Genomic DNA, 25790 nt, shown 5'->3' with positions numbered 1-25790 from the left:
GAACACCATGCTTCAGCAGCGTTCCGGGTGGCTGACGATCCTCCCTAGCGGTAGATGGTTCGTACAGTTACCTCGGCTAGTCCTTAAACGCTTGCCAAAGCCACTGGTCGCCAATCTCGGTCCCTTTTCTCATACGAAACGGATATACGCTGGTTTACCCCGCGTGCAAGCAAGCCGTATTCGTACACGTATTAACTGGAAAATGGCGGGCGACTCCCTGAAGCTTGGCCCATTATTTGGCATATTGACCGTTGGTGAAGGGGCAACATTTTTAGGAAATCGCGAGAACTTCAAGGATATTACGCAATCGGGAAAGCAATGGGGTGCACTCGTATATGTGTTCACTCCACAAGGAATCAATTGGGAGAAGAAAAAGGTGCGCGGCTATTTGTACAACAATCGTCTAAACTCGTGGCAAGAGGTGATTCTACCTTTCCCCCATGTGGTTTACAACCGAATTCCGACGAGAAAAGCAGAACGGCGACCTGAAGTCCGAAGAGCATTGAACCGTATTCATGAGATGCCAAATGTCACATTGTTTAATCGTGCCTTTTTTGACAAGCAACAGCTGTTTACGATGCTTGAGTCCCACCTAGAAGTTCAGGCTTTTCTACCAAAGACGAAACAGCTGGACACCTTGGCTCGCTTTCGAAGCTTTTGCACGGAACATCGCTTTGTCTACTTGAAACCTGTGCGCGGTAGAGCTGGTCAGGGAATTATGCGCATTGATTTCAAAAACGATAAGTGGTTCCTGCAACGGTTAAAGGAGCAAAAGGCCATTACTCGCCGCTTTTCCAATTTGAATGACGTATGGAAGCACATTAGACTTCATGTCAAACAGCAGAAGTACATCATGCAGCAAGGTATCCGGCGTGCCCGTTACAACGGCAAACCTTTTGATGTGCGCGTCCTCGTACAGAAAGATGGCGAGGGAGAGTGGAGCATAACCGGAGTTGGCATCAGAAGGTCTGGCTCGCAAAGCATCACCACTCATGTACCACGCGGCGGCTCAATCCACTCGTTATCAACCGTTATGCAAGCCTTGTTCAAAAATGATCACGAGCAAATGGAAAGACACATTCACGATACGGCGCTCGCCATCGCACAGTCTTTAAATGCAGAATGGACGGATTTGGCAGAGATGTCGATGGACCTTGGCTTGACAGAAGAAGGAAAGCTATGGTTTTTTGAAGCGAATGCAAAGCCGGAGAAATTCGATGAACCATCGATTCGACGATTATCGTTAGCAAATTTGATTCACTACGCACAGCATGTCTCCCGCTTGCAAAACAAGCGAGGGAATGCCGCAGGATAAGGGAGTCGAGCAGCACTAGCTGATTCACAGACGACCTTGGTGCGATTTGCCCGTCAGGAAGGGGAACGGCGCATCACCCAACGAACGACTGGCTGACGCGATTGACCCCCAGGATGTTGGCTCTTTAGGCTCAAAAACGTGAAAACATTCGCCGTTTCCTGTTGGAAATGGGGTCAATCCTTCCTGGTTGTAGATAAACGCTACCGCAATGGTGAATCGGCATGCTGGCTGTACGTGCGGTAGCACTGAACACGGAGGCAAGTCTCACAATTTGATCTAAAGGAACATGCCGTTTAGACACCGGCATGTTTTTTTCGTTATCGGATGCATGACAAATCCAAGCTTGGAAAAAATACTCCATGGAGGTGGTCTTAACCATGACCTACACAAATAACAATATGATGCAATCCCAGCAACAACCTCAATTTTTCGGAGCAGTAAGCCCTGCAGGTTCTATGTTCCAACCAGGCTTCGCCGGAACAAACGTACAAGAAGTACAGTATTGGAACCAAGGCGGTCATGCACAATCCTTAGGAACTCCTGCATTGGGTATTTCCTCCGGTGGGGCACAATCCATTTTCTCCCCTGGTTTTGCGAATACCAATGTACAGGAAGTAAGACAGTTGAATAACACTGCTTACCCTCAACAACAGCAGCAATACAGCTATGGGCAAAATCCAGCGCTTCAGTCCATGCAAAACCAATTCACTGGCTATGCACAAGGCCAGCAAGCTTCTTACGTGCAGGCACAGCCTCCCTATCAGCAATCGGTTGGACAAGGCTCCATTTTCTCTCCAGGCTTTGCCGGGACAAATGTGCAAGAGGTTCAAGCTCGCAATCAAGCTGGCTTTAGCGGCTATGGTGGACAAGCTGGCTATACGAATCAAGCAGCGTTTCCTCCAGCGATTACAGGCAGTATTTTTTCACCGGGCTTTGCCAATACCAATGTCCAGGAAGTTCGCCAATTGAATAACACTGGCTATGGCTTCCAAGCACAACAAGGTCAGTTGCAACAAGGTCAGTTGCAACAATCTCAGTTTCAGAATCAGGCTGGCGCAGGAGCGCAATCGATCTTCTCTCCTGGCTTTGCGGGCACGAATACGCAAGAGGTTCGCCAATTGAACGCTCCAGGTCAGGCTGCTCCACACACAGGGTCAATCTTCCCTGGCACTTTCTAAATAAGAAAAGCGTGACCATCCATCGCGACGGTCACGCTTTTTGTTATGGTGAGGGTTCAGCGATCTGCATTTTCCCAAATCGCCTGATACACAGCATGCAAATCTTGCAGACTCTCTTCATCCACTGTAAAAATGATGTTGCCAAACACGTAGGCATCATTCTGCACGCAGGACCATCCATCCCCGGTTGGTTGAAACTGCGCCTCTACACACGCCTCTGTCTGATCCAGCAGTTGCCGTACCGCTACATGCTTTTCCAACGATGGTCGATATCTTTCCATCACTTGCGCAAGGCGTTCATCCTGACGGGCCAGCCGATACAGGGCAAGCTCAATCTGGAGCCAGCAGGTCACATAAAAATGGAACTCCAAAAATAACGTGTGTACGGCTGCACGGATTTTGTTGTGGTCACCAGCTTCCAAGGCTACACGTGCTTCCTGCTTTTTCTCCTGAATCAGGTCAAAATGACTGACTGCTCCGCGGTAAAACTTGCGCACCACGTTGTACAACATCTCTGGCGTACGCTGTGGAAGATTTCGATGTCGGTTTTGCACATCTCGCATGGCTTGTTCTCCTCTTTCCGACGCTCGTTTTCTTCTATTGTACAACAATGGTGCACGATGCAGGCAGCCTACTCTTTCCCGTTTTTCCAGTAGTCATAGGCATGTATGGCTAGCCCCCAATACGAGGAGTACCGATCCAGCGCTTTTGTCACCAGATCCAGCTGCCGATCCATTTCGCCCATGCCTTCCTCGTGAAAGGTAATCCCGTTCCCTTCGTGGCTCTCTTTTGTCTCCACGGCGACGACCAGCTTTTTCTGGAGGCTCTCTGCGTACTTCATCTGATTTTCAACCAAGCCGATGATGCCAGGAGCCCGATCACGAAAAGCCATCAAGGTCGTATGATCAAGCTGTTTGATCATCCAATGCGAAAACGGTAATTCGGGCTGACCCGGAGTCGGTGTCTTGTCCAGCCATGCAGCGAGGTCGATGCTTGCTTCCAAAGAAGTTCCGTTCTTGGTCTCTTCGACAAATGCTTCGATGTTGCCCATCCACTGGCGCAAGACTTCCTCTTTATCCTCGCGCCAGACAGGAAGGACGTACGGCTCAATGTCTAAGTGAATGCCGTGAAACTGCTCTTCTGTCGAGACAGCCTCATTGTAAGCTCTCACCCAATTCACGAGCTTCATGATCTTGCTCCGACTTTCAGACAGAGCCCAAATCGGATGACCGCCCATCGCATGAACCTCGATACCCGCTTCACGAGCCTCTCTCACAAAATCGCGATAATAGGAAATCGGCTGCTCCAAATCAAGACGAACATAGAGGAGATTCACCCCGTTTTGTTCCGCAAAGGAGAGAATTTCCTCCTTTTCCGTGCCAATCAATTCTGCACGCCATATGTAGGTGCCTTTGTAGCGTTGCTTCGTTACCGGGGGCAGTGGAGTCGCCTCCTTCCAGTAGCGGTAATCGTGAATCGCGACACCGGAGAAGGACGGATGCTGGGCCAAATGGGCAGGCAATTGCTCTAATCGCTGGTTCATGCGAGCTGGGCCTTCCTCTGCAAAAGAAGAGTGGTCTTCATCCAGCGGCTTCATATTCACAGCGACCAAGACACGTGCCTCTAATTCATCCGCTTCCTTCATTTCCTGATCAATCAAATTCAGGATGCCGTTTTGACCGGAAAGTGTGTCACGGTACGCCATGATACATACCGTATCAAACTGGCTGATCATCCATTTGGACAGAGACATCTCTTCTTGTCCCGGAACGAGAATATCGTCCAGCCAAAATGGAATGGCTGCACTGGCAACCAAATCCTCATCTTTTGACACCTCGGCTGTGAACGCCTGCACATTGGCTTGCCATTCCCGAATAATCCGCTTCTGATCGGTCTCCCAAAACGGCAGGAGATACGGCTCGATGTCTAACTGAATCCCGCGAATCCGCTCATTTTTTTGCGCTTCACGGTTGTAGCTTTTTACCCAGTGGACGATGTTCATCATCCGCTTTTCATTGCTTTTGAGCGCCCACGCCGGATGACCGGCTACCGCATGAACCTCGATCCCCATCGCTGTCGCTTCGCGGATAAAATCGCGGTAGTATTCATAGGGCTTGTTCATTTCGATTCGCAAGTAGACGAGATTAATATCGTTACTTTTGCAGAAGTCGAGAATCTCTTGTTTCTCTCTCCCGATCATTTCGGACTGCCAGATCCACGTTGCTTTACTCTTCTTCTCCGCGGGGGAGAAGCCGAACAGAAAGCCGACCGTCAGGCAGAGAACACTCAAATAGATGCGCGCAGCTTTCATTCGTCAAAGTTGCTCCTCTCGTTGACTTGCGTGCTTCCAGCTCTCGTAATCATGGATCGCACTTCCTGCAAACGCCGGATTGTTTGACAGCTCCTCCTGTAAAATGGCCAACTGGTTGTTCATCTCTTCTGTGCCTTCTTCATAAAAGCTCACATGAGCGCCTTCCATCGTTTCCATGATGTTGACGCCTACGATGACTGACCCTTTTTTGCGTACATTGGCATCATCGACGATCTTTTCTACGATTTCGACGATCCCATTTTGCCCAAGGGCTTGATTGCGGTAGGCCATTAACGTAATACTGTCGAGTCGCTGCACCATCCAGTTGCTCACTTTCTCATCACTGCCAGGAACGTTTACGGAGTCGATCCAAAAAGGCAAGTCGGCACCGACCGCGAGATCCGTATCCTTCTTCGTCTCTGCTGCCAGATAGCTGACATTTTTCAACCATTGCTGGACGATTTCTTCCTGGTCTTCCTTCCATGCAGGCAACAAATACGGCTCGATATCGACGTGAATCCCCGAGAATCGTTCATCTGACTTGGCACTGCGATTGAAGGCCTTCACCCAGGAGATAAGATCGTCGATGCTCTGGCGATTCGCTGTTAACGCCCAATTGGGGTCACCGCCAAGCGCCTCTACCTTGATGCCTGTCTGGTTGGCTTTTTCAATGAAGGCACGGTACGTCTCTGGCGCAACAGCTGCTGGTTCAACGTGAAGATAGATCAGGTTGATGTCGTTTTTCTCGGCAAACTCGATCATTTCATCAGTTTGGGCCTCAATTTGCTTGGCATCCCATATCCAGGTTGCTTTTGTCAGGGCGGAGCGGGTGTTTGCCAACGACAACATGATGATCGAAGCCACTGTCACAAGGAGCAGGGCTATCCAAAGCCAGCTATATCGACGAATTACCTGCATCAGTGCTGGTCGATACCGTACTGTTGTGTCGTCGCTCCCACTCCCGCAAAAGCCCGCTCACCAAACGTACTGCCGTCAACCGCTGAAAACGGCTGAATTCTAGTGTAATCCTCGATGCTCTTGTTTTTGACCAGCGCGTGCGGCCCGATCTGGCAGCCTTCACCGATCTGTGTGTCGCCAAAAAGGCAGGTTCCTGGATAGAGCACCGTATCACGCCCGATCATTACGTCAGAATCGATGTACGTCGAGCCCGGGTCTATCATCGTAACTCCGTTTCGCATATGGAAATCGTTGATTCGCTTGCGCATCAGCTGTTCCAAATCAGCGAGCTGCACACGATCATTGACGCCATTGCCTTCTTCGGGATCATCCGTTGCAAACGCCGCTACCAAATGACCTTGCTCTTGCAAAAGCCCAAGAACGTCTGGCAAGTAAAACTCCCCTTGCGCGTTTTCGTTTGAGACCATCGGCAGCATCGAAAACAGCTTTTGATTGTCGAAGCAAAAGATTCCGGTGCTAATCTCGTTCACCTTTTTTTGTCCCAAGGTCGCGTCTTTTTCCTCAATAATTTTTCGGACATCGCCGTTCTCGTCGCGAATGATCCTGCCATAGCCAGTAGGCTCGTCCACAATGGAGGTCAAAACCGTGGCTGCTGCCTGTTTGAGCTGGTGATACTCAAGCAAACTTTGCAGTGTTTGTTCTTGCACCAGCGGTGTATCACCATTCATGACAATTGTTACGCCATCCTGCGCCCCGAGAATTTCGTGGCTCATCCAAACAGCATGAGCGGTGCCCAGCTGTTCCGGTTGATACGCATACTGAACGCGGTTTTTCAGCTGCTCTTTCACCACTTCTGCTCCGTGACCGACAACAACGACCAAGTGGCGAAGTGACAATGCTTCCAATGTCTCTACGACATGTTCAATCATCGGCTTCCCGCAGATTGGATGCATGACCTTGTAGAGCGAAGATTTCATTCTGGTTCCTTTTCCTGCTGCCAATACTACTGCATGTATGTTCATCCTATCGCCTCCGTCTTGGTCAGCTCCCCTTTTGCAAGCTGACCTTGTTGGATTTGCTGATCGAAGTATGGTTTCAATTCATAGGTCAGTGTGTCAATCATCATGCTCAAATTAATGTCTTTCCTCTGCACGCCCAGCTGATAGGCCTGAAGCATAATCTCCAGTAATTTCTCCTGATTCAACGTCCGCTTCGAGGTGTTCATTCATCTTTCCCCCTTTTTCCTATTACTCTCTTACTTCATAACGACTGACGTTTGTATTTACTCAACTGTTACACTTTTAGCCAAATTTCGTGGACGATCTACGTCATTGCCGAGCGCAACAGAAGTGTAATAGGAAATGAGCTGGAGGGGGATAACGCCTAGAACGGGTGTAAGCAAGGCATCTGTCTGCGGAATCAGGCAAACATCGTCAACCGAGCGGTGCAGCTCTACATGTCCATCTAAGGTAATACCGAGAACCTTTGCTCCACGGGCTTTTACTTCTGTAATATTACTGATCATTTTCTCATGCAGCTCATCCTGGGTAGCCAAGGCGATGACTCTCGTTCCCTCTTCGATCAGCGCCAGCGTGCCGTGCTTTAGCTCCCCTGCCGCATACGCCTCCGAGTGAATATATGAGATTTCCTTCAGCTTGAGCGAGCCTTCCATAGATACTGCATGATCGAGTCCTCGTCCGATGAAAAACAGATGCTGCTCGTCCTTGATCGATTCAGCGAAATGACGTATCTCATCCGCATGCGCGAGAATATGCTCGACTTGATCCGGGAGTGCGGTCAGTTGGTGAAGCAGTGAGGCACGGGTGCCAGCATCCAGTGTCCCCTTCGCTTGCGCCAAATAGATGCCGAGCAAGTAAAACGCAATCAGCTGTGAGGTGTATGCCTTCGTTGAAGCCACCGCGATTTCCGGACCTGCATTTGTTGTAATCACGTCATCGGCATCACGGGCAATCGAGCTTCCGACTACGTTCGTAATAGCGAGTACTGCTGAGCCGTTTCGTTTGGCTTCACGCATGGCTGCCAATGTATCTGCTGTCTCCCCTGATTGGCTGACGGCAATCGTGAGCGTATTGGGTTGAAAGAGCGGACGACGGTAACGGAACTCCGACGCTACATCTACTTCTACCGGAATCTGTGCCAGTCGCTCGATCACATGCTTGCCGATCAAGCCCGCATGATAAGCGGTACCGCATGCGACAATGTAGATTTTCTCCACACGTTTGGCACTCGCTTCTGATAACTGAAGATTAGGGAAAATAACCTTTTGCTGGCTAGCATCGATTCGACCTGTCATTGTATTGCGCAGGGCACGCGGCTGCTCGTAAATTTCCTTTTGCATATAGTGAGCAAAGCCGTCTTTTTCCGCTTGCTCCTTGTCCCACTCAATCCGTACCAACTCTCGTTCGATTGGCTCCGTCGTATCCAGACGCATGACGTGAACTGAATCTTTGGTCAGAATCGCCAGGTCTCCGTCTTCCAGAACGTACACATCACGCGTATGCTCCAAGATCGCCGGGATATCAGAACCGATGAAATTTTCATTCTCCCCTACCCCGATAATTAACGGGCTCGCCATACGAACTGCAATCAGCTTGTCAGGCTCATGCTCCGTCATCACACCGAGGGCAAATGCTCCGCGAATTTTGCCAGCGACCTTCTGTACTGCCGCAACCAGGTCGTTGTCGTATTCCTGCGCCAAAAGGTGCACGATGACCTCCGTGTCTGTCTCCGAAGTAAACGTCACGCCTTTTTCGATCAACTCCTGCTTGAGATCCAGATAGTTTTCGATAATGCCGTTATGCACGATCGAGAACTTGCCGGATTGATCAAAATGAGGATGAGAGTTTTCGTCAGACGGTCTTCCGTGTGTCGCCCAGCGCGTATGACCAATGCCGATGGAGCCCTGCAAGCCGGATTTTTGGGTTTGGCTCTCCAGTACGTCAATTCTGCCCTTTGCCTTGCGAATGCCGATGGTTGCTCCGTCACAAATCGCAATGCCAGCTGAATCGTAGCCTCTGTATTCCAGCTTTCGCAGCCCATTGATTAGAATCGGCTGCGCTTCCCTGTTCCCGATATATCCCATGATTCCGCACATGTTTTCGGTTCCTCCCTTGTTGCGTTGCGTAAAATGTTCGGACTTTGTATTATGCCAGCAAGCTGACGACTTCCTTCTCCTGCCTAATAGCGACGGAGGTTCCAATGCGATATACATTCGGATTCGTGATGCCCTCAAACGCATTGCGTGTATCGATAATGGCCACTCCCAAGTCCGCCAGCTCCTGATAGGCAAAGCATTGGTGATTCGTAATGAGCACCATGCAATCGTATGTCTTGAACGCCTCGTAATCATTGGCGATGGAATGGACAACCTCACCCTTTTTATTCACAAAGCTCTGCGCATACGGGTCGTAATAGTCGACAGTTGCTCCGCTATTGGTGAACAGCTCGTAAATTTCCAGACCTGGTGATTCACGCAGGTCATCTACTTCTGGCTTGTAGGCCATGCCGAGAATCAAGATGCGCGAGCTGTTGATTGCTTTGGCGTAAATGTTGAGCACCTGTGCTGTCTTATTGCGCACATAGTCCGGCATGTTGTCGTTAATCGATTGGGCGATCTCAATAAATTGGCTGTGAAAACGAAAGCCCTTGGCCTTCCACGACAAATACATCGGATCGAGCGGTATGCAATGCCCACCGATTCCGGGTCCCGGGTAAAACGGCATGAACCCGAAAGGCTTGGTCGATGCGGCCTTGATTACTTCCCAAACATTGATGCCCATTCTGTCGCACATCATTGCCATCTCATTCATGAAGGCAATATTGACGCTGCGGAAGGTGTTTTCCAAAAGCTTGGACATCTCCGCCACCTTTGGCGAGGAGACTGGCACGACGGTTTTGACCAGGCTGCCATACAAGAGTGTGCCTAACTCCATGCAACGTTCTGTCGTCCCACCGATCACCTTTGGCGTATTGTACGTACTGTATTTCCGATTGCCCGGATCGACCCTCTCCGGCGAATAGCAGAGGAAGAAGTCGATGCCAGCACGATAGCCCAGCTTTTCAAATTCGCGCTGGATCAGCTCTTCAGTCGTTCCCGGGTAGGTTGTGCTCTCCAGCGTAATGAGCATTCCTCTTTTCATGAATCTCTTGATTTGCTCGACAACGTTTGTAATGTAAGAGGTGTCCGGGTCCTGATTGGGACTGAGTGGAGTAGGAACGCAAATGCTAATCGCATCCAGCTCCTCGATTACACTATAATCAGTCGTCGGAAAAAAGCGATTGGTTGCGAGGCATTCCTGCAAGGTTTCATTGGAAATATCCTGAACGTAAGACTCTCCTCTTTTCAGGCTCTCGATTTTTCCGGCATGCAGATCGATTCCGATTACGGTATAACCGCTCTTGATCGTCTCTACCGCCAGCGGCAGCCCTACATACCCAAGCCCAATGACACCCACTCTCGCTGTCTTCCGTTGAATCTTTTGTTGCAGTTCCTCGTATCTCGCCATCCTCGTTTCTCTCCCTTTCTCTTTCTAGAATTATGAAATCAGCCTTTTCACCCTGGCTTCCAGTTCTACCGGGGAGAATGGCTTGGTAATGTAGTCAGATGCTCCCATCGCAAACGATTTTTGCACGTCTTCTTCCAGACGTTTGTCTGTGAGTACCATAATTTTGCTCATCGAAGCGCTGATATGCTTGATTTTTTCCATGAGCTGGTACCCATTGAGAATAGGGAGATTCAGGTCGGTAATTACAAGATCAGGGGCGACCTCCTGATATTTTTCCATGCCGTCCATCCCGTCATTGGCTACCGTAACGAGATACCCTTTTCGCTGAAAGTAGATGCTCAAAAACTCGTTGACAGTCTCATCATGGTTCACCAGCAAAATACTTGCCGGCTCCTCTTTTTGAGCGGGATTCTGCTCGTAAATCTTGATCTCCCCATGAGCGCCTGGCTCTCTCATCTCCTGGATCATCCGCATCAGCATTTGACCAGACGAGCGCGAGCTTTCAGGAAAACTCGCAATCAAAAGGCTGCCCGCAAGCAATTTGTGCTCTTGCAAATAATCTTTTACACGCAAAGCATAGAAGTGGGTGCTCGAAAGCTTCTGTCCCTCAAGCAATATTCCGAAGAGCTGCTTGTTTTTGTCATACGCGAAGTGCAAAGCAATCTCGGAGCCGTCTCCTGAACGAGTGCCCAGGTCTTGCTTGATCAGCTCCATTGACTCTTTCGTGAGGGTTTTGCAAGCCGCCAGAATAACCCCACACGCTAATTGTTTCTCTTCCATCTTGCTCAGATGCTCGTAAAAAACAGGTACGAGATTACTCATGATCTAGCCTCCAAACTTGAAATGTTTTCGCTGCCCTTCGTCTGCCAGCTCGTCCGCGTCATCGTTCCCCAGGAGTTGTTGTTGCGCAAATATTCAATATGACCAAGGAATCTCCAGATGACGCCGATTTGCCGATAGCCGAAGAACATCAGAATCGTATAGAAAAGCATTTTGACGATGTCCCGAAAACGCGGATACCGTCGAAACGCGATTTCCTCCAGCAACAAGGAACCAATGCCAAGCAGCATGCCATACAGCACATTGAGCAAGCCGTAGATTAAGAGGACGTAGCCGTTGGTCATATCCAGCAAGGTGTAACCGATAAGGGCCAATAGACCCGTGATGCGGAAATACGGATTCAAGGTTTCAAACAAGATATTGAACGGTAGCGTGAGCATCCCGAACAGCTTGTACTTGGGGCGAAACGCCATGTGCCTGCCGTACTCAATCATGTTTTTCAGATTGCCGCGTCCCCATCTGCGCCGTTGACTGCCCAAAATTTTGAGCGTATCCGGCGCTTGTGTCCAGCAGACCGCATCGGGGCAAAATGCCACTCGGTACGGCAGCTTATTTTCCAGCATGTACTTGTGCAGCTTGATGATGATGTTCATGTCTTCACCCGGATACCCCTCGCGATAGCCGCCTACCTTGATGATGTAATCCTTGCGAAAAACACCGAATGCGCCTGAGACGATAATCAAACCGTTGATCGCGCTCCAGCCGATCCGTCCCCCGAGAAACGCCTTGAGGTATTCGACGGATTGCATCATCGGCAAAAACTTGTCTGGCAAACGAATGTCTTTCACGACACCGTCTTCGATCTTGCAGCCGTTGGCAATACGGATATCTCCGCCGATGGCAACTGTTTCATCTGGGTTTTCCATATACACCTTCGCTATGCGAATCAGCGCGTCTTTTTCCAGCAAGGAGTCTGCATCAATAGAAGCGATCAACGGATAGTGGGAGAGATTGATCCCCGCATTGAGCGAGTCAGCTTTTCCTCCATTGTCTTTGTCGATCAAATACAGATTCGGAAAAGCCGGATTGTGGTAGACTCCCTTGATCTTCGACGTATGCAGAAGCGGCTGCACCGGCATGTGCTCGGAGTAAACCAGCGAAAACTCGTTAATCAATACCTGTAAGGTAGCATCCTTCGACCCATCGTTGACCACGAGCACCTCGTAGCGCGGATAGTTCAAGGATAAGAGCGACCTTACATTTTCAATAATCGTCAGCTCCTCGTTGTATGCTGGCACGAGAATCGAAATCGGCGGAACGTGCTCAGAGCCTGAAAGTGTCTGGAATCTCGAATAGATGGAGCTTTTTAAGATTCCCATGATGCTCTTGAACGAGAACAGCATGATGATGAAGTACAAAGAGTTGATCACGATGACGTAATAGACCGCAAATACTCCGTAGTAAAGTAGAAAATCTCTCATGGCAGCCTCCTTTCGCTCTATCTTTCCAGTGCCTGAACCGTGGAGATCGTTTTGCGATACGACTTGCGGTACAGATGGAGCTTTTCGTTGTATTGCACGAGCTTCTCTGTCGCTGTCGCACTCTGTAGAACCAGCTTCTCTTTTTCCAGCTCCTCCTGGATCACTTGATGAGCCATCTCGCTCTTATGACCGTTTTTCTCTTCCTGCAAAATTTCACACAGGGCCGCAAAGCCTTCGACCTCTAGCTGCACCAGGCTACGCGCACTGTGATGACGAACCCACCAGTTCGCATCGCCCACCGCCTTTTTCAGTGAGGGGATGTACGAATGCAATTTCAGAGAGCCAATTGCCTTCGCTGCCATTGCCCGAATTTCCCAATCTTTGTGATTCATAAAATCAATGACTGTCTGCTCATTCATATAGCGGAAATCCCGACACATGAGCTTGACTGCCTTAATTCGGACTTCCTTGTCAGGCGATTGAATGAGGTGGTATAGTGCAGGCTCAATGCCGGGCTGGGCATGCACGGCGTAGCCAATCAGTCCGATTTTGACCAGTTCAGCATCGGATTCTTGTAAAAACTGTTCAAAAAGCGGTGCCGTATCCACCTGCGAATCACTGATGATGTCCACGATGAGCTGGTGGACATTTTTCTTCGCTCCGACAACGTGGGTCACCATTTCCCGCAAATCTTCTGTGTTGCGTGCACATTTGGCGACGGATCGCGCAATGATAAAAACACTGATGTCATTCGTGTTTTTATGCAGGAGGGTTAAGAGAGCAGGCACGGCCAGCTTGGAGCGCATGATCCCCAAATTGTAAGCGGCATCCACTCTCGTCCATTTCCACCAGCCATTTAGTCTTTGCATGTCCAGCTCTACGAGTCCCATATCCTCGCAGAGCCAGATCAGCTTGTCCCGATGAATGCCTGTGAAGCACTCCATCAGCTCAAACAACTTTTTCTGAATGATTTGCTTTTCTTTTTGCGTCACATCGCCATAAGGCACTTGCAAGCGCTCCTCTTCTTCCCCGTGTGCTTGCAGGTAAACGAAGTAGTCGCGATATTTTTCCAAACAACGCATGGTCTGTTTCTCCACCGAAATGTTGCGCAGCTTCAGTGCGAACAAGACAAGCAAGCCTAGTACTGTCAATCCACATAGCGCGTACAGAAAAACAATTGCCGTCGCCAATGGTGTTTGCACGTTTGCCACTCTCCTATCCAATTAAGGTCGAGTCCCGTTCTTCACCGGAGCCTCAATCTCGTGGAATGCTTTTTTTAGTATGGAATAGCTCTGTTTTTTGCGTTCGTGATAGCCGACCTGCTCCCAGCCTTGCCATGTATACATCGGGAGCTTCGTCACTGCATAATCGTTTTGCCCGACGATTTGTTTCGTAGCTGTATCCACCAGGAGCGGCAGGATGCGAATGCCTTTCGCCTTCTTCGTCGTGAAGCTTTTGCCAGCATCTTCATAGCTCATGACGGACAAGGAGCTCGGGTCTGTAAATCCAAGCAGCATCCACGGTACTCTCAGCTCTACCACTTTGCCCTTCGCTTGCCACGCGGTTCGTGAGTCGTACTGCGGGTCTTGGGCATCTGTCGTTCCCCGGGGCAACTTACCAACCTCGACTTCCTCAAACGGATAGTACTTCTTGCTGTCTGGCGGCTCCATCTCCAGGCTAACGGCCAGCTTCCACGGCTTGAAAATCCCGGAATTGTCTTTTTGCTCCTCTTCCTTGACCGCAAGCATGCCATAGCGTTTTCCGTATAAGCGTGCATGAAAGTCGTAATTGGCAGCGATTTGAATCTGGCTCTCGTCTGCTTTTCCTAACGCGATCAGCGTCTCTAGCCCCTCGTCCAGCGTCAGGCCGGGAAGCTGAGCAGCATGCTTGTTCCCGCCAGGAAGCGTATCAACACCCACATAGAGTTGTTGTTTCGCCGGATCAAACTCTTCCTTCAATTGAGCAAGGAAATAGACATACCCCTCATCATGTGTCATCCAAATTTCGTCGACGCCCGGGACTTGAACATCGAGGCGTTGCTTTTCTTCCGGCACGAGCTGATCCCAATCTGTGCGATTCCCATCGATGGTCAGCACGCCTTCTTTGTTCGGGTACATGCCGAGGACGCCAAACAGAGACTCGTTGGTCAACACATTGATCCACAGGGAGCGTCGATCTTCGGGCAGCTCAAAGCGCATCGTGTTCCATGTCTTTTTGAACCACTCGTCATGCCAGACGAATACGATTGCTCCCGCATACCCTTCCTGATGGATTTCTTGCAAAAGCTCGACATCGATCTCTCCCTGCTGCTTTTCTGAATGACCACCCTGATTGCGCCCCAAATTGCCAAAATGGGCGACTCCCACCGATGCTGGGACCCCGAATTCCGTCACCATGATCGGCATGTTTTTGTGATACTGCTTCAGTTGTCGCAAATACGCTTTGTACGTATCGATTTTCCCTGCAGCGTTTTTCAGCTGTTGCAGGGTAGTGTCGTAGCGGAAGAAATCCGGATAATACGGGTAAACGTGATAGGAAGCGAAGTAGCCTGCCTCCCACTGCGTTGGCTCTATATGGGTAGGATCGACACTGACCAAATCTTCATGATGGATCGGCTCTCCCGGATGCGATAAGGGGTCTGTTGTCACCCAATTGGTGAAGGTCATCGGATGCTGCCAACCGTATTTGCTCTCCTCCACTGCGACGGTATCCACCATTTCAGCAAGCCATGTCTCAAAAGCGGTTGCATTCGGTGTCGCGTGGAAGTACTTCCCTTGATAGGGGGCAACTTTTTGATGCAGGCGGTTGGTGTTTTGCACCATCCCGGGGTCCCACTCGGTCCCTGTGTGCCAGCCGATCAAGTATTTGCCCGCATTGGCACGGTATGTACCACTTGCCTTTCCCGGTTTTTCTGGCAGAGTGATGTCTCCGTAGACAGCGCCGACTGCATCCTTGATTTCCTGTCGAAACTCCTCGCGAATCTCTGGCAGATAGGCGTCTTTCTTTTCAATCAACAGCTCTTCTGGACTCCAAATGCCCTGCATCAAATAGAGAGGGTCCCCTTCTTTTCGCCGATTGTAATCGACCAATGCTTCGTAAAAGACAGGAGCATGGATGGTATACACACGAATAACGTTCGCTCCCATCTCGTCGATCATCGCGAACCAGCGCATGTAATCCTCTCTTGTTATGGGAAGCTCACCCGGATAATGACCCGGTAACGATGCTCCCAGATTGACGCCTTTCGCGAAAAAGGGCTGCCATTTCTGATTCTGATAGACCTCGAACAGCTCGCCATTCGCGCGAAATTTTAATTGAGCACCTGCAGTCGTCTCCATGCTTTCCACACGATCTGCTGCCCAAAACCACCAGAAGGCACTTGCCCCCACCACGATCAGCATGGTCAGGCTCATCCAGCGCCATCTTTTTTTCTTTGTTGGCTCCATTTCTCGTCAACCTCCGATATGTTGCCACGTCACAGTCATTGTAAACATAGGGAGCAAATCGTTCCCATAGACAAAATTCACTATTGTGTCTTTTTCAGATTTGTCATGAAAATGTAATGTTGGGACGGATTCGCCTCCATCGTCCTACGTTTTTTGGAGAGAAGTCCTGCAACCGGGACGGTCTTCTGGCCCACACTTTTTCTCAATTAGGTATATTTACTCTTCCTTTTTTTTCCTTTTGGCTTGTGAAAATGGTAGGTTGCTACTATTTGGAAGTTGCTGGATTTTGCCGAAATAAGGGATTATTTACAAAAAGAATACAAAGTGTTTCTCGGCTTGATTCTTGGGAAGGTTTGTTTATAATAGATATCAAGAATCTATAATAGATTCATTAATTGTGCTGGGTGCTTCTCTTAGCCCCAAGCTTCTTGCAGGAAACTAGAGAGAATGAGCTTTTGCTTTCGTATTATAGATATAAAGAATCGATAAAGGTGGTATACAGACATGAATCAACTTATTGATGTAGGAATTATTGGCGGCGGACCAGCAGGTATGAGTGCCGCTCTCGCACTTGGCAGGGCAAGAAAAAGTGTAGTTGTTATCGATGAAGGCCGTCCACGCAATCGCGTTACACGTGAGTCGCATGGCTTTCTTACGAGAGACGGCATCACTCCGAGCGAATTTCGTCACATTGCAAGGGAGCAAATCAGCGCCTATCCCTCCGTTCACTTTGTGGAGGATACAGCTGTAAAGATCACGGGGTACGATGGAAATTTTCTCATTACAACTGCACAGGGGACGACTTATCAAAGTAAAAAGCTGCTGTTCGCAGTGGGAATGAAGGATCTTCCTTTGGCTGTTAACGGATTAGCAGACGTGTATGGAAAAAGTGCTTTTGTCTGCCCGTATTGCGATGGATGGGAACTACGCGACCAGCCACTCGCCTTGATCGCCAACGGAGAAAAGGCATTGCATTTGGCAAAAATGCTGTCTGGTTGGACCAATCAATACACCATTTGCACCAATGGACCAGATGAATTCACAGAAGAACAAAGGTTGGAGCTGTTGCAGCATCGCGTTCCGGTCTTTGACTCCCCCATTGAGCGCATTGACTCTGTCGATGGGATGGTACAACGTGTTGATCTTGCGGACGGCAACAGCATTTCGTGCACGGGGATCTTTTTTGCTCCCAAGCTCGTGGCTGGTTCTGACTTGCCGGAAGCATTAGGCTGCCAGGTAACAGAAGCAGGTACGGTCATCATCGACAATTTTGGAAAAACGAGCGTACCGGGTGTCTACAGTGCAGGTGATGCAGCAACTACAAACTACCAGGTGATGAGTGCCGCAGCTCTAGGCTCTGTGGCTGGTATGAGTATCAACAACGAACTGCTTTTAGAGGAATGGAATCGTCAACGTTAGTCCCTTCTCCACGTGTTCCTTCCATAAAAAAAGGACAATCCCTCCGTCTGTAATAGACGAGTAGGATTGTCCCTCTTCTTTATTATAGAAGCAATAGCTCTTTCTTTGATTACAATGTCTTCTGTCCTGGCTTCCAGTTCGCCGGGCACAGACCGCCAGCTTGCAGGGCTTGCAAAATACGAGTTGTCTCTGCAACGCTTCGGCCTACGTTCATGTCAGTAACCACTTGGTAGCGCAGAATGCCGTCTGGATCGATGATGAACAAGCCACGGTGAGCTGCACCGGTCTCTTCGTCCAGGACACCATACGCTTGTGCCGTCTCTTTTTTGAAGTCGCTCGCGAGCGGGAAGTTTACTTCACCAATGCCGTTTTCATCGCGCGGTGTTTTGATCCATGCCCGATGCGTATGTACGCTATCCGTGGATACGCCCAACACTTCGCAATCCAAATCTTCGAACTCTTCCATGTTGTCACTAAACGAAGTTACCTCTGTCGGGCAAACGAATGTGAAGTCGAACGGCCAGAAGAACAAAATCAGCCATTTTCCTTTGTAATCAGCCAGCGACACACGTTCTTCCAGTGTCTCGAGGTTTTTGGTCGTGAGCATGTTAAAGTCAGGTGCTGGTTTTCCTACTTGAAGTTGAATCATTTGCTGTGTTGTCATGATAAATCTCTCCTTTTTTTATGGTGACTGATGAAAATTACTTCGCAGCCTCTTCCAATGCTGCCAGTGCTTTTTTGATACGTGTCGGGTTGAAGCCCAAAATTTGCTTCTCACCAATGACTGTCAAAGGAACAGACATCATTCCTAAACGGCTCAGCTCCTGGCCGTACTCTTCTTTTTCATCGATGTTTCGCTCTTCGAAAGAAATGTTTTGTTCTGTCAAATACGTCTTCAATTGCTTGCAGAAGTTGCAATTTGTGCTGGAGTATACGATTGCTTGTGCCATGTTTGTTTCTCTCCTTTTCTTCTATTTGTATTGAGGGACAACTTTGGAACGCTTGTTGATGTATTTGTCTACAGCCATAGCTGCAATAGCACCGTCTGCCGCAGCGACTACTGCTTGCTTCACAGGTGTTTTGCGCACCTCACCCGCTCCAAATACGCCTGGAACAGAAGACTGCATGAACTCATCTAGAATCATAAATCCTTCCTCATCGAGGGGAACTTGGCCATCCAAGAAATCGGTACCCGGCTTGCTGCCAGACAGGAAGACGAATACTCCATCTACGGACAGCATTTCTTCTGTTCCTTCTGCTGTGCGAATGCGCAACCCTTCGACCGATTTCTCACCCACAATTTCCAATGGGCGCGTACGGAAACGTATTTCGGTATTCGGCAGCTCAGGTAGTTCTTCTACCCCTTGAAGATCAGCACGCGGCACCAAGAAAGTGATTTTGTCCGTAAATTTGGTCAGTGCATGCGCTTCTTCCAATGCTTCCTCCGTATCACCGATGACCGCAACGTGCTTGCCTTCATAAAATGCTCCGTCGCATGTCGCGCAAGTGCTCACGCCTCGTCCGAGCAATTCCTCTTCTCCTGGAAGCATACGGTTACGTCCTTTGGAACCAGTCGCTACGATCACGGCCTTCGCTTCGAAAGTACCATGAGCCGTGAAGATGCTTTTTTCCTCATCCTCTACATCTACTGCAGATATCGTAGTCTGGATGAATTCTGCACCGAATCCCTCCGCTTGTCTGCGCATTTTATCCAACAGTTCTTTCCCAGTCATCTCGCCTTCCACCCCTGGGTAGTTAGCGATTTTATGTGTCAGGGCAAGTGCCCCTGTTCCGGGTGCCTTATCGATGACGAGCGTCTTTAGATTTCCACGAGCTGTATAAATGGCAGCGGAAGTACCAGCTGGTCCTCCACCGATGATGATGACATCATACATGAACGGCTCCCCCTTCCTTATTATCAAATTATAATTATTATCAACTAGTAACAATTATCATTGTACTTGATATAATTTGAAAGTCAATATCTTTTTATAATAATTTTAAATAAGGGTTTTAAGATTCGTCTAAGACTTTTGAAGGCCGTCCATTTTTAGCAGTTGAGAAAACAAGTCCAATCAAATAAGAATTTTTTCGAATACGCTACCTTACATCTTCTGAAAAGAGGTGATCTCTCTTGAAAAAGAAAAAATCCAAGAAGTTCAAGAAAATAAATGGTCGCTTGGTACAATGTTCACCTGGTCCTAATCCAGCTCCAGATTTTTGTCGCCTTTGTTACTGGCAAGAAACTTGGGGGCGATCATGCGGATGGTGTTGTAGATTTCCAGAGTAGTTTGACTTTGCCTATAAAAATAAAGGGACAATTCCTTCCGTCTATACTAGACTTCAGGGATTGTCCCTCTCCTTTTCTCCTTACGATTCGTCTCACTCGGACCCCTACATACTTATCTGTATTATTTTACGATTCCGAATTCACCCCATCTCGTTGACGAAACAAGTAATTCAGGATAAAGTACCACTAACACTTGAACGCACGAAAGCAAAAAAGCAAGAAAGCAAGAAAGCACAAAAGTACGAAAGTAAAAATGTACCTTCTCACTGCTTCAGCCTGATTTAACAAGGAGTTGCCATTATGAACAAGCCATTATCTTTTTCGCAAAGTATTTGGGTGCTTGTCACCGTATTCGGAATCTTGTTTCCCGCCCTTTTCTGGGGCAAAGTTGAGCCGCACATGCCGCTCTTCCTCGCAACCATTGGAGCTGCCACTCTTCTCTTCCTGTTCGGCGTTCCGTGGAAGCAAATGGAGGAGGGCTTGATCAAAGGAATTCAAACCGCGATCGCCCCCATGCTGATTCTTTCCTTAATCGGAATTTTGATCGGGGTATGGATGATGAGTGGAACCGTTCCGATGATTCTGCACCTCGGCATTTCGATCATTTCACCAGAGTACTTCACACTCTCCGCCCTGTTTCTGACGGTAATCGTTTCTACCGTTACAGGAAGCTCCTTTACCACGATTAGTACGGTAGGGGTCGCTATGATGGGGGTCTCAACTGCTCTGGGGCTTGATCCATTGATTACAGCCGGAGCCATTATTTGTGGAGCATGCTTCGGGGATAAAATGTCGCCGCTCTCCGACACGACCAACTTTGCAGCAGCCATTGCAGGCGTTTCCTTGTCAGAGCACGTCAAGTTCATGTCACGCACTGCCGTTCCTGCCCTTGTCATTACCGCGATTTTCTTCGGAATTCAGGGACAAAGTGCCAGTGTGAATCTAGACGCCATTCAAGAAATCCAGCTTGCTTTGGAACAAAACTTCTCGCTTGGCCTTTTATCGTTGCTGCCAGCATTCGTCGTCCTGTTATGTTCAGCACTGCGAAAACCGATTTTGCCTACATTGGTATTCGGGATTTTGAGCGGGATTGTCACAGCTGCTCTTTCGGAAGGGGTTACTTCTCCAGTCGAATGGATGACGGTCATGCAAAAAGGCTTCGTCAGCAATATCGCCAATGAAGCCGTTGCATCAATTGTTGACCGTGGTGGACTGTTGTCGATGACCTGGTCCCTCGCCTTGATTTTGATTGCCTTGTCTCTAGGTGGCATTCTGCAATACAGCGGTGTGTTTCATTCACTCTTTTCCGGATTCATCAATCGAATCAAACGAGACGCTGAGATGGTCGGACTTGCCGGATCTTCTTCTATTCTCGTGAATCTTTTGACAGGAGAACAATATTTGTCCATCCTACTCCCTGGACAGATGTTTCGTGAAGCATTCGCAGCTCGCGGAATGGCGGGCAGACGACTGTCTCGTACTCTAGAAGACTGCGGGACACTCGTCAACCCACTCATTCCATGGGGGGTAAGTGGTGCATTCTTTACCGCTACCTTGCATGTATCCACACTGGAATACTTGCCTTACGTCATCTACCTGTGGATCTCGCCAATTTTGACGTTTCTATTCGCCATGCGTCGGCAAAAAGCTTAGCCGGCTGCATACACGGTCGTACAGTTTTTTCCTTTGCGCTTGGAGCGGTACAGTGCCTCATCTGCTGCCCGCTTCAAGCCATCTGCCGTGTTTGCGTCTTGAGGGTAGCGCGCAATGCCGACACTGACCGCAATCAAGATGCAGCAATCGTCCTGTGTTAAGGGGCGCAAGCGCAAATACTCCCGAATGGCATGTGCTTTTTCCTCCGCTATCTCCAGGGACGATCCTGGGCAGAGCAGCATGAACTCGTCTCCCGCATAACGATACGCATTATCCTCTGGTCCCGCCACTTCTTTCATCGCTTCGGCAATTTGCTTAATCAATGCATCCCCTGCGTGATGACCATAATGGTCGTTCACGGCTTTTAAGCTGTCTGAATCCAGCATGATCAAAGAGACAGACGCATCCTCTTCACTTAGTAACTTTTCCAAATCACGATGGAACGCACGATAGTTCGCAATCCCTGTCAGCTCATCCTGAAACGACATCTGGTACATTCGCTCATACAAACGCGCCGTTTCGATAGCACTTGCTACCTGAAAACCAATGATTTTCAGTAGTTCCTCGTGCTCTTTTTTATAGGCGAATTCGCGATAAGACTGGGCAGAAATAACGCCCTTGATCTGGTTCCCCAGCATGAGTGGAACGAAAATGCATGTATTCGTATCAATTTCCGGGCTTCCCCAGCGGATCATTTCTGGCTCGCTTGGCTCGTCTTTCATCGTCTTGATGTGGATTGTTTCCCGTGTATCAATCACTTTGGATACCATCGCTTGCCCATAGGGAATCGTGAGCGGACCATAATTGACCCCATCATCGATGCTGATCGGAATTTTGATCTCGCTGTCGCCTTCATCATAAAAGGCAATAAAGAAAGCATCTGCACGCATCACGCGCGAGACCAGCTCGAATGCTTTCCACAAAATTTTGCTTTCCTCAAACGTTTTCGCAAAAATGTGGCTGAGATCATGCAAAATCTTCATATGCTCGGAGATCCACATCATTTCGGTTACCTTATTTCGCAGCTCCACAATCTGCTTTAGCAGTTCTGCATGCAAGGCACTGTCCTGTTCCGACAGCATACTGTCTACCTCACGGGATAACGCTTCAACCTCGCCAAGCTCGACTTCTTCTATGTTGCCGAGCCATTGGCTATAACGCTCCAACAACTGTCTTGCATACGCTTCTCTAACCTCGTGCTTCTCATGCATATTTAACCCGTTGCCAAAAGATTATAAAAGTCTACACATCTTTTGTTTGCTTCCTGCTTCTTCGTGTCTGCTTTTGCCGTAGCTAATTGCATTTGGTGTAACACTCCACAGGCGTAAATTCGGATACAACGAATCCTACACATTAACAGCAACTTGCCGGTGTTAGCCTGCTAATTTCGCTAGATTGATAGAAGCGTTGAAGTCTCTCTCCAGTTCTAGACCACAACCACACTTAAATACCCGATTGGATAGTTTCAAGTCTTTCTTTATTTCTCCGCAATCAGAGCAGGTTTTTGATGATGGATACCATTGCTCAGCTTCCAGGAAGCCAATACCATATTTCTCACACTTGTACTGTAATTGTCTTTTGAACTCATACAATTTCTGTTGTGCAATGGCTTTCGACAAGTGGCGATTCTTCATCATACCTTTAATATTTAAGTTCTCCATCACTACTTTGCTAGGTTTGGTTTTCACGATAGCATTAGTAGCTTGATGGATATGGTTTGTACGGATGTTCGTCAGTCTCCGATGAAGCAAACGAATCGATTTTTCAACTTTTACAATGTTACACGTTTTGACGAAACGGTTCCCCTCCTTGTTCATTTGGTATTTACAAGAAACCCTACGCTGCAACCTACGCAAACGCTTTTCGGCTTTCTTTACTGCTCTCGTTTTGTTAATGTTTTTGAACACCATTCCATTCGAGCAGACAGCAAGATTTTTGATTCCTACATCAATTCCAAGAGCTTCACCTGTTCGTTCCGGCTTTTGAATCTCTTGTTCAAAACCTACAGATATATACCAATACTTACCATCAAATGAGATACGGGGATTGTTATACTTGACATCCATGGGAAGTTGTTTCGATGTAGAAACCCAACCTACCTTCTCGATGAGAACGCGACCAAGCTTTGCCTTTAGCTTCACAGGGTCGTTGTAAAACGATGGCTTAGTACGTCTACGGCTCTTGAATCTCGGTTGATCTGCCTGTCTCTTGAAGAATCTCTTATACGCATCACATGCGTCTTTGACAGCTTGTTTGGTAATATTGTTAGAGACATCGTATAACCAAGCATATTCCTTTGACTGTTTCAGTTTTGTGAGCTCTTTTCTCAAGTCTCCATCTAACAGAAACGCGCCACCTTTATGATAGTTTACTTCTTGTCTTAATATCGTCCAGTTGTATACCCAACGAGCAGTTCCTGCAGATTTCCAAAGTTGCTGTTCTTGCTCAGGGGTTGGCTTGAGCCTAATCTTCTTCGCCAGTATCACCCTCAGCCAACTCCTTTATCATTTTCTTAGCTTTGGTTGGTCTAGTTCCTTGGATAACTCAATCTATTAAGTTGCAGTAGTTTACGTCTTTCTCAGTTGATGATTCTACCAATCTTACAGTTTAATGTCGTAGGCTAAGGTAGCTTTACGCTTTTTTTTCATGATATCGCTCAATAGCTGCACGGATGGCTTGCAAGACAGCTCCCTGACCAGGTGCTAAAAAACGTTCTTGGATCGCCTTTGTGATCTCCTGCATGCCATCTGCAACCGTCTTGCCTACAAGCAAGCTCACCAAAAACTCGCTCGTCTTGTCCATGACAAAGGTAAAGCTGGCGTCGCAAATCACTTCGGCGTCTACATCAATGATGAGTACACAGCCTACCATGGTAGAAACCTCGTACAAGGTAGTTCCCTTGGGGATTTGGGCGAAGCCTGCTGTCAGTACCGTATTTTTGTTCATCCAGTCGTCCTCCTAGCTGCTGATCGGCAAGCATACCTCGACTGCCGTTCCGTTACCTGGGGTGCTTATCAACCGCAGAGTCCCCCGATGGTTCTCGATGATTTTGCGGCTCACCATCAATCCCAGGCCCGTCCCCGTTTCCTTCGTCGTGAAAAAAGCCTCTCCCAACCTCGCCATCTGATGGGCCGGGATACCCACTCCATTATCTTCAAACCGAATGACGACTCGGTCATCCTCACACCGCAGTCGAATCACAATTTCTCCATTCCCTGCGGTTGCTTCGATCCCATTTTTCAAAAAGTTAATGAAGGCTTGCTTCAACTGATTCTCATCGCAATGGATCAACGGGACCTCCGATTCGAAAACGACCTGAATCATGACCTTTTTCAAAATCGCCTCCGTTTCCAAGAGCGTCACCACATGCGTGATCAGGTTGGACAGGTCGCGGGCTTCAAACACAGCCGTATGTGGCTTCGCCAAGACCAACAGCTCTGAGACAATCATTTCGATCCGCGCCAATTCCGAGCTCATGATCGAAAAATACTCCGGCTTTCTCATGCCATCCTTTTGCATTAATTGTACAAAGCCTTTTAACGAGGTAAGCGGATTGCGTATCTCATGTGCGATCCCTGCCGCCAATTGCCCGACTAACGCGAGTTTTTCCGAGTTTTGCAAAAATTCTTGCGCCCGTTTGCGTTCGGTGATATCTCGGATCAGTATGTATATGGAGGGCTTTTCCTGCATCGGCACGGATGTTCCACACACTTCTACCTCCGTCCGACTGCCATCCAAGCGGACCAGCTCGACCTCAATCGGCGCGGCTGTTTCCCCTTCTTCCAAAATGCGGAGGAGCGCCTTGATCTTCGGTACATCACGGGGATGGAAAAACGACTGAAAAGGATACCATAACAGCTCGTCCAAACCAGAAGCCCCAACTAGTTGCATCCCTGCTTGGTTGACGTATTGAAGCTCCCCAGCATGGTAGATGAACGCACCTTCACCGGAAATATCCAATACTCTGCACCTTTTGGAACCATATCCGTCCCCAAATGCGGCCGGCAGCTTCTGTACCATCGCATAATACCCAATAGACGTGCCTTCCTCCCAAAAGGTTCCATATGTAATATGCACAGGAATACTTGTCCCATCCTTATGACGAAAAGCGGTGTAAAAAGGTCTCGGATCGCCATCCATCGCAAATTGTGTTTGAAGGCGCACCATTTCCTGTTCTTCCGAAACAGCCAGCTTCCAAAATGAGGACCCTTCCCATTCTTCTACGGAGTAGCCATTCAACACTTGGCAGGCAGGATTGCCTTTAAAAACTCTACCAAATTGATCGAGCAGAAAAGTGGCCTGAATCATTTGATCAAAGAAGGAACGATAGAGATGACCACTTCTCCATCCACTATCCAATAAGTTTTTCATCGTGCCCCTCCCTCCTGGGACGAGAAAACGGCTACTCCAAATTTCGGAAATAGCCTGCAACGTTCTCAAATCCTATTCTCATCCAATTTTACCCTATTCGTT

The 25790-nt window shown here is 48.6% G+C and carries 22 protein-coding genes; 4 read left to right on the top strand and 18 right to left on the bottom strand.

The genetic code is table 11. The features are described 5' to 3' along the window. Positions 1–7: 7 nt before the first annotated feature. Entirely contained in the window at positions 8–1315 is a 1308-nt protein-coding gene (locus tag ACKKE8_RS07835) for a YheC/YheD family protein (protein WP_409177672.1), read from the top strand. Positions 1316–1692: 377 nt separating this feature from the next. Next, positions 1693–2493 carry a hypothetical protein gene (locus tag ACKKE8_RS07830; protein ID WP_409177671.1) on the top strand — a complete coding sequence of 267 codons (801 nt, stop codon included), beginning with the start codon at positions 1693–1695 and terminating at the stop codon, positions 2491–2493. A gap of 56 nt (positions 2494–2549) precedes the next feature. Here the strand turns inward: ACKKE8_RS07830 and ACKKE8_RS07825 are convergent, their stop codons facing one another. The 11 genes from ACKKE8_RS07825 to ACKKE8_RS07775 form a co-directional block, all read right to left on the bottom strand. Continuing rightward, positions 2550–3056 carry a hypothetical protein gene (locus ACKKE8_RS07825; protein ID WP_409177670.1) on the bottom strand — a complete coding sequence of 169 codons (507 nt, stop codon included), beginning with the start codon at positions 3054–3056 and terminating at the stop codon, positions 2550–2552. Between the two features lie 68 nt (positions 3057–3124). Then, positions 3125–4804, bottom strand: coding sequence for a hypothetical protein (locus ACKKE8_RS07820; protein WP_409177669.1), 1680 nt, complete (start codon positions 4802–4804; stop codon positions 3125–3127). 3 nt (positions 4805–4807) lie between these two features. Next, positions 4808–5674 (bottom strand): hypothetical protein, encoded by an 867-nt coding sequence (locus ACKKE8_RS07815; RefSeq protein ID WP_409177668.1) that lies wholly within the window; start codon positions 5672–5674, stop codon positions 4808–4810. A gap of 47 nt (positions 5675–5721) precedes the next feature. Beyond that, positions 5722–6744 carry a bifunctional UDP-N-acetylglucosamine diphosphorylase/glucosamine-1-phosphate N-acetyltransferase GlmU gene (gene glmU / locus ACKKE8_RS07810; protein ID WP_409177667.1) on the bottom strand — a complete coding sequence of 341 codons (1023 nt, stop codon included), beginning with the start codon at positions 6742–6744 and terminating at the stop codon, positions 5722–5724. Next, positions 6741–6947: a hypothetical protein gene (locus ACKKE8_RS07805; protein WP_012685087.1), complete on the bottom strand. Its 207-nt coding sequence runs from the start codon at positions 6945–6947 to the stop codon at positions 6741–6743. Before ACKKE8_RS07805 ends, glmU begins: the two co-directional genes overlap by 4 nt. A gap of 57 nt (positions 6948–7004) precedes the next feature. Beyond that, positions 7005–8837 (bottom strand): glutamine--fructose-6-phosphate transaminase (isomerizing), encoded by a 1833-nt coding sequence (glmS, locus tag ACKKE8_RS07800; RefSeq protein WP_409177666.1) that lies wholly within the window; start codon positions 8835–8837, stop codon positions 7005–7007. A gap of 49 nt (positions 8838–8886) precedes the next feature. After that, positions 8887–10248, bottom strand: a complete 1362-nt coding sequence (locus tag ACKKE8_RS07795; RefSeq protein WP_409177665.1) for a nucleotide sugar dehydrogenase — start codon at positions 10246–10248, stop codon at positions 8887–8889. 30 nt (positions 10249–10278) lie between these two features. After that, positions 10279–11070 carry a response regulator transcription factor gene (locus ACKKE8_RS07790; RefSeq protein WP_409177664.1) on the bottom strand — a complete coding sequence of 264 codons (792 nt, stop codon included), beginning with the start codon at positions 11068–11070 and terminating at the stop codon, positions 10279–10281. After that, positions 11067–12509 (bottom strand): glycosyltransferase family 2 protein, encoded by a 1443-nt coding sequence (locus tag ACKKE8_RS07785; protein WP_409177663.1) that lies wholly within the window; start codon positions 12507–12509, stop codon positions 11067–11069. The genes ACKKE8_RS07790 and ACKKE8_RS07785 overlap by 4 nt, the downstream gene beginning before the upstream one ends. A 17-nt stretch (positions 12510–12526) precedes the next feature. Then, positions 12527–13711 (bottom strand): HEAT repeat domain-containing protein, encoded by a 1185-nt coding sequence (locus tag ACKKE8_RS07780; protein ID WP_409177662.1) that lies wholly within the window; start codon positions 13709–13711, stop codon positions 12527–12529. 21 nt (positions 13712–13732) lie between these two features. Next, positions 13733–15955 carry a hypothetical protein gene (locus ACKKE8_RS07775; protein WP_409177661.1) on the bottom strand — a complete coding sequence of 741 codons (2223 nt, stop codon included), beginning with the start codon at positions 15953–15955 and terminating at the stop codon, positions 13733–13735. Between the two features lie 504 nt (positions 15956–16459). Here ACKKE8_RS07775 and ACKKE8_RS07770 point away from each other — a divergent pair. Further along, positions 16460–17374: an NAD(P)/FAD-dependent oxidoreductase gene (locus ACKKE8_RS07770; RefSeq protein ID WP_409177660.1), complete on the top strand. Its 915-nt coding sequence runs from the start codon at positions 16460–16462 to the stop codon at positions 17372–17374. A gap of 109 nt (positions 17375–17483) precedes the next feature. On the opposite strand, the gene ACKKE8_RS07765 is transcribed toward ACKKE8_RS07770, so the two are convergent. From ACKKE8_RS07765 to ACKKE8_RS07755, 3 genes are read right to left on the bottom strand one after another with little or no spacing between them, the layout of a single operon-like run. Then, a complete protein-coding gene (locus tag ACKKE8_RS07765; RefSeq protein WP_409177659.1) occupies positions 17484–18038 on the bottom strand; it encodes a peroxiredoxin in 555 nt (184 codons plus the stop codon). A gap of 37 nt (positions 18039–18075) precedes the next feature. Next, on the bottom strand, positions 18076–18324 hold the full coding sequence (locus ACKKE8_RS07760) for a glutaredoxin family protein (RefSeq protein WP_173620030.1): 249 nt from the start codon (positions 18322–18324) through the stop codon (positions 18076–18078). A 21-nt stretch (positions 18325–18345) separates the two neighbouring features. After that, positions 18346–19269 (bottom strand): NAD(P)/FAD-dependent oxidoreductase, encoded by a 924-nt coding sequence (locus ACKKE8_RS07755; protein WP_409177658.1) that lies wholly within the window; start codon positions 19267–19269, stop codon positions 18346–18348. A 695-nt stretch (positions 19270–19964) separates the two neighbouring features. Between ACKKE8_RS07755 and nhaC the strand changes: the two genes are divergently transcribed. Beyond that, positions 19965–21317, top strand: coding sequence for a Na+/H+ antiporter NhaC (gene nhaC / locus ACKKE8_RS07750; RefSeq protein WP_409177657.1), 1353 nt, complete (start codon positions 19965–19967; stop codon positions 21315–21317). Here nhaC and ACKKE8_RS07745 read toward each other — a convergent pair. The 4 genes from ACKKE8_RS07745 to ACKKE8_RS07730 all read right to left on the bottom strand — a co-directional run bounded on the left by ACKKE8_RS07745 (position 21314) and on the right by ACKKE8_RS07730 (position 25688). After that, on the bottom strand, positions 21314–22528 hold the full coding sequence (locus ACKKE8_RS07745; protein WP_409177656.1) for a diguanylate cyclase domain-containing protein: 1215 nt from the start codon (positions 22526–22528) through the stop codon (positions 21314–21316). The two genes, nhaC and ACKKE8_RS07745, sit on opposite strands and share 4 nt — an antisense overlap. A gap of 162 nt (positions 22529–22690) precedes the next feature. Next, positions 22691–23803, bottom strand: coding sequence for an RNA-guided endonuclease InsQ/TnpB family protein (locus ACKKE8_RS07740; protein ID WP_409177655.1), 1113 nt, complete (start codon positions 23801–23803; stop codon positions 22691–22693). Positions 23804–23948: 145 nt separating this feature from the next. Further along, complete coding sequence (locus ACKKE8_RS07735; protein ID WP_007725309.1) at positions 23949–24263, bottom strand: DUF3870 domain-containing protein; 315 nt, start codon at positions 24261–24263, stop codon at positions 23949–23951. A 12-nt stretch (positions 24264–24275) separates the two neighbouring features. Next, positions 24276–25688 carry an ATP-binding protein gene (locus tag ACKKE8_RS07730; protein WP_409177654.1) on the bottom strand — a complete coding sequence of 471 codons (1413 nt, stop codon included), beginning with the start codon at positions 25686–25688 and terminating at the stop codon, positions 24276–24278. Between the last annotated feature and the right edge of the window lie 102 nt (positions 25689–25790).

The sequence above is a fragment of the Brevibacillus fortis genome (assembly GCF_046196545.1).
Classification (GTDB): domain Bacteria; phylum Bacillota; class Bacilli; order Brevibacillales; family Brevibacillaceae; genus Brevibacillus; species Brevibacillus fortis_A.
The sequence above is the reverse complement of the archived record's forward strand: the minus strand, read 5'-3'. Positions and strand labels throughout refer to the sequence as shown.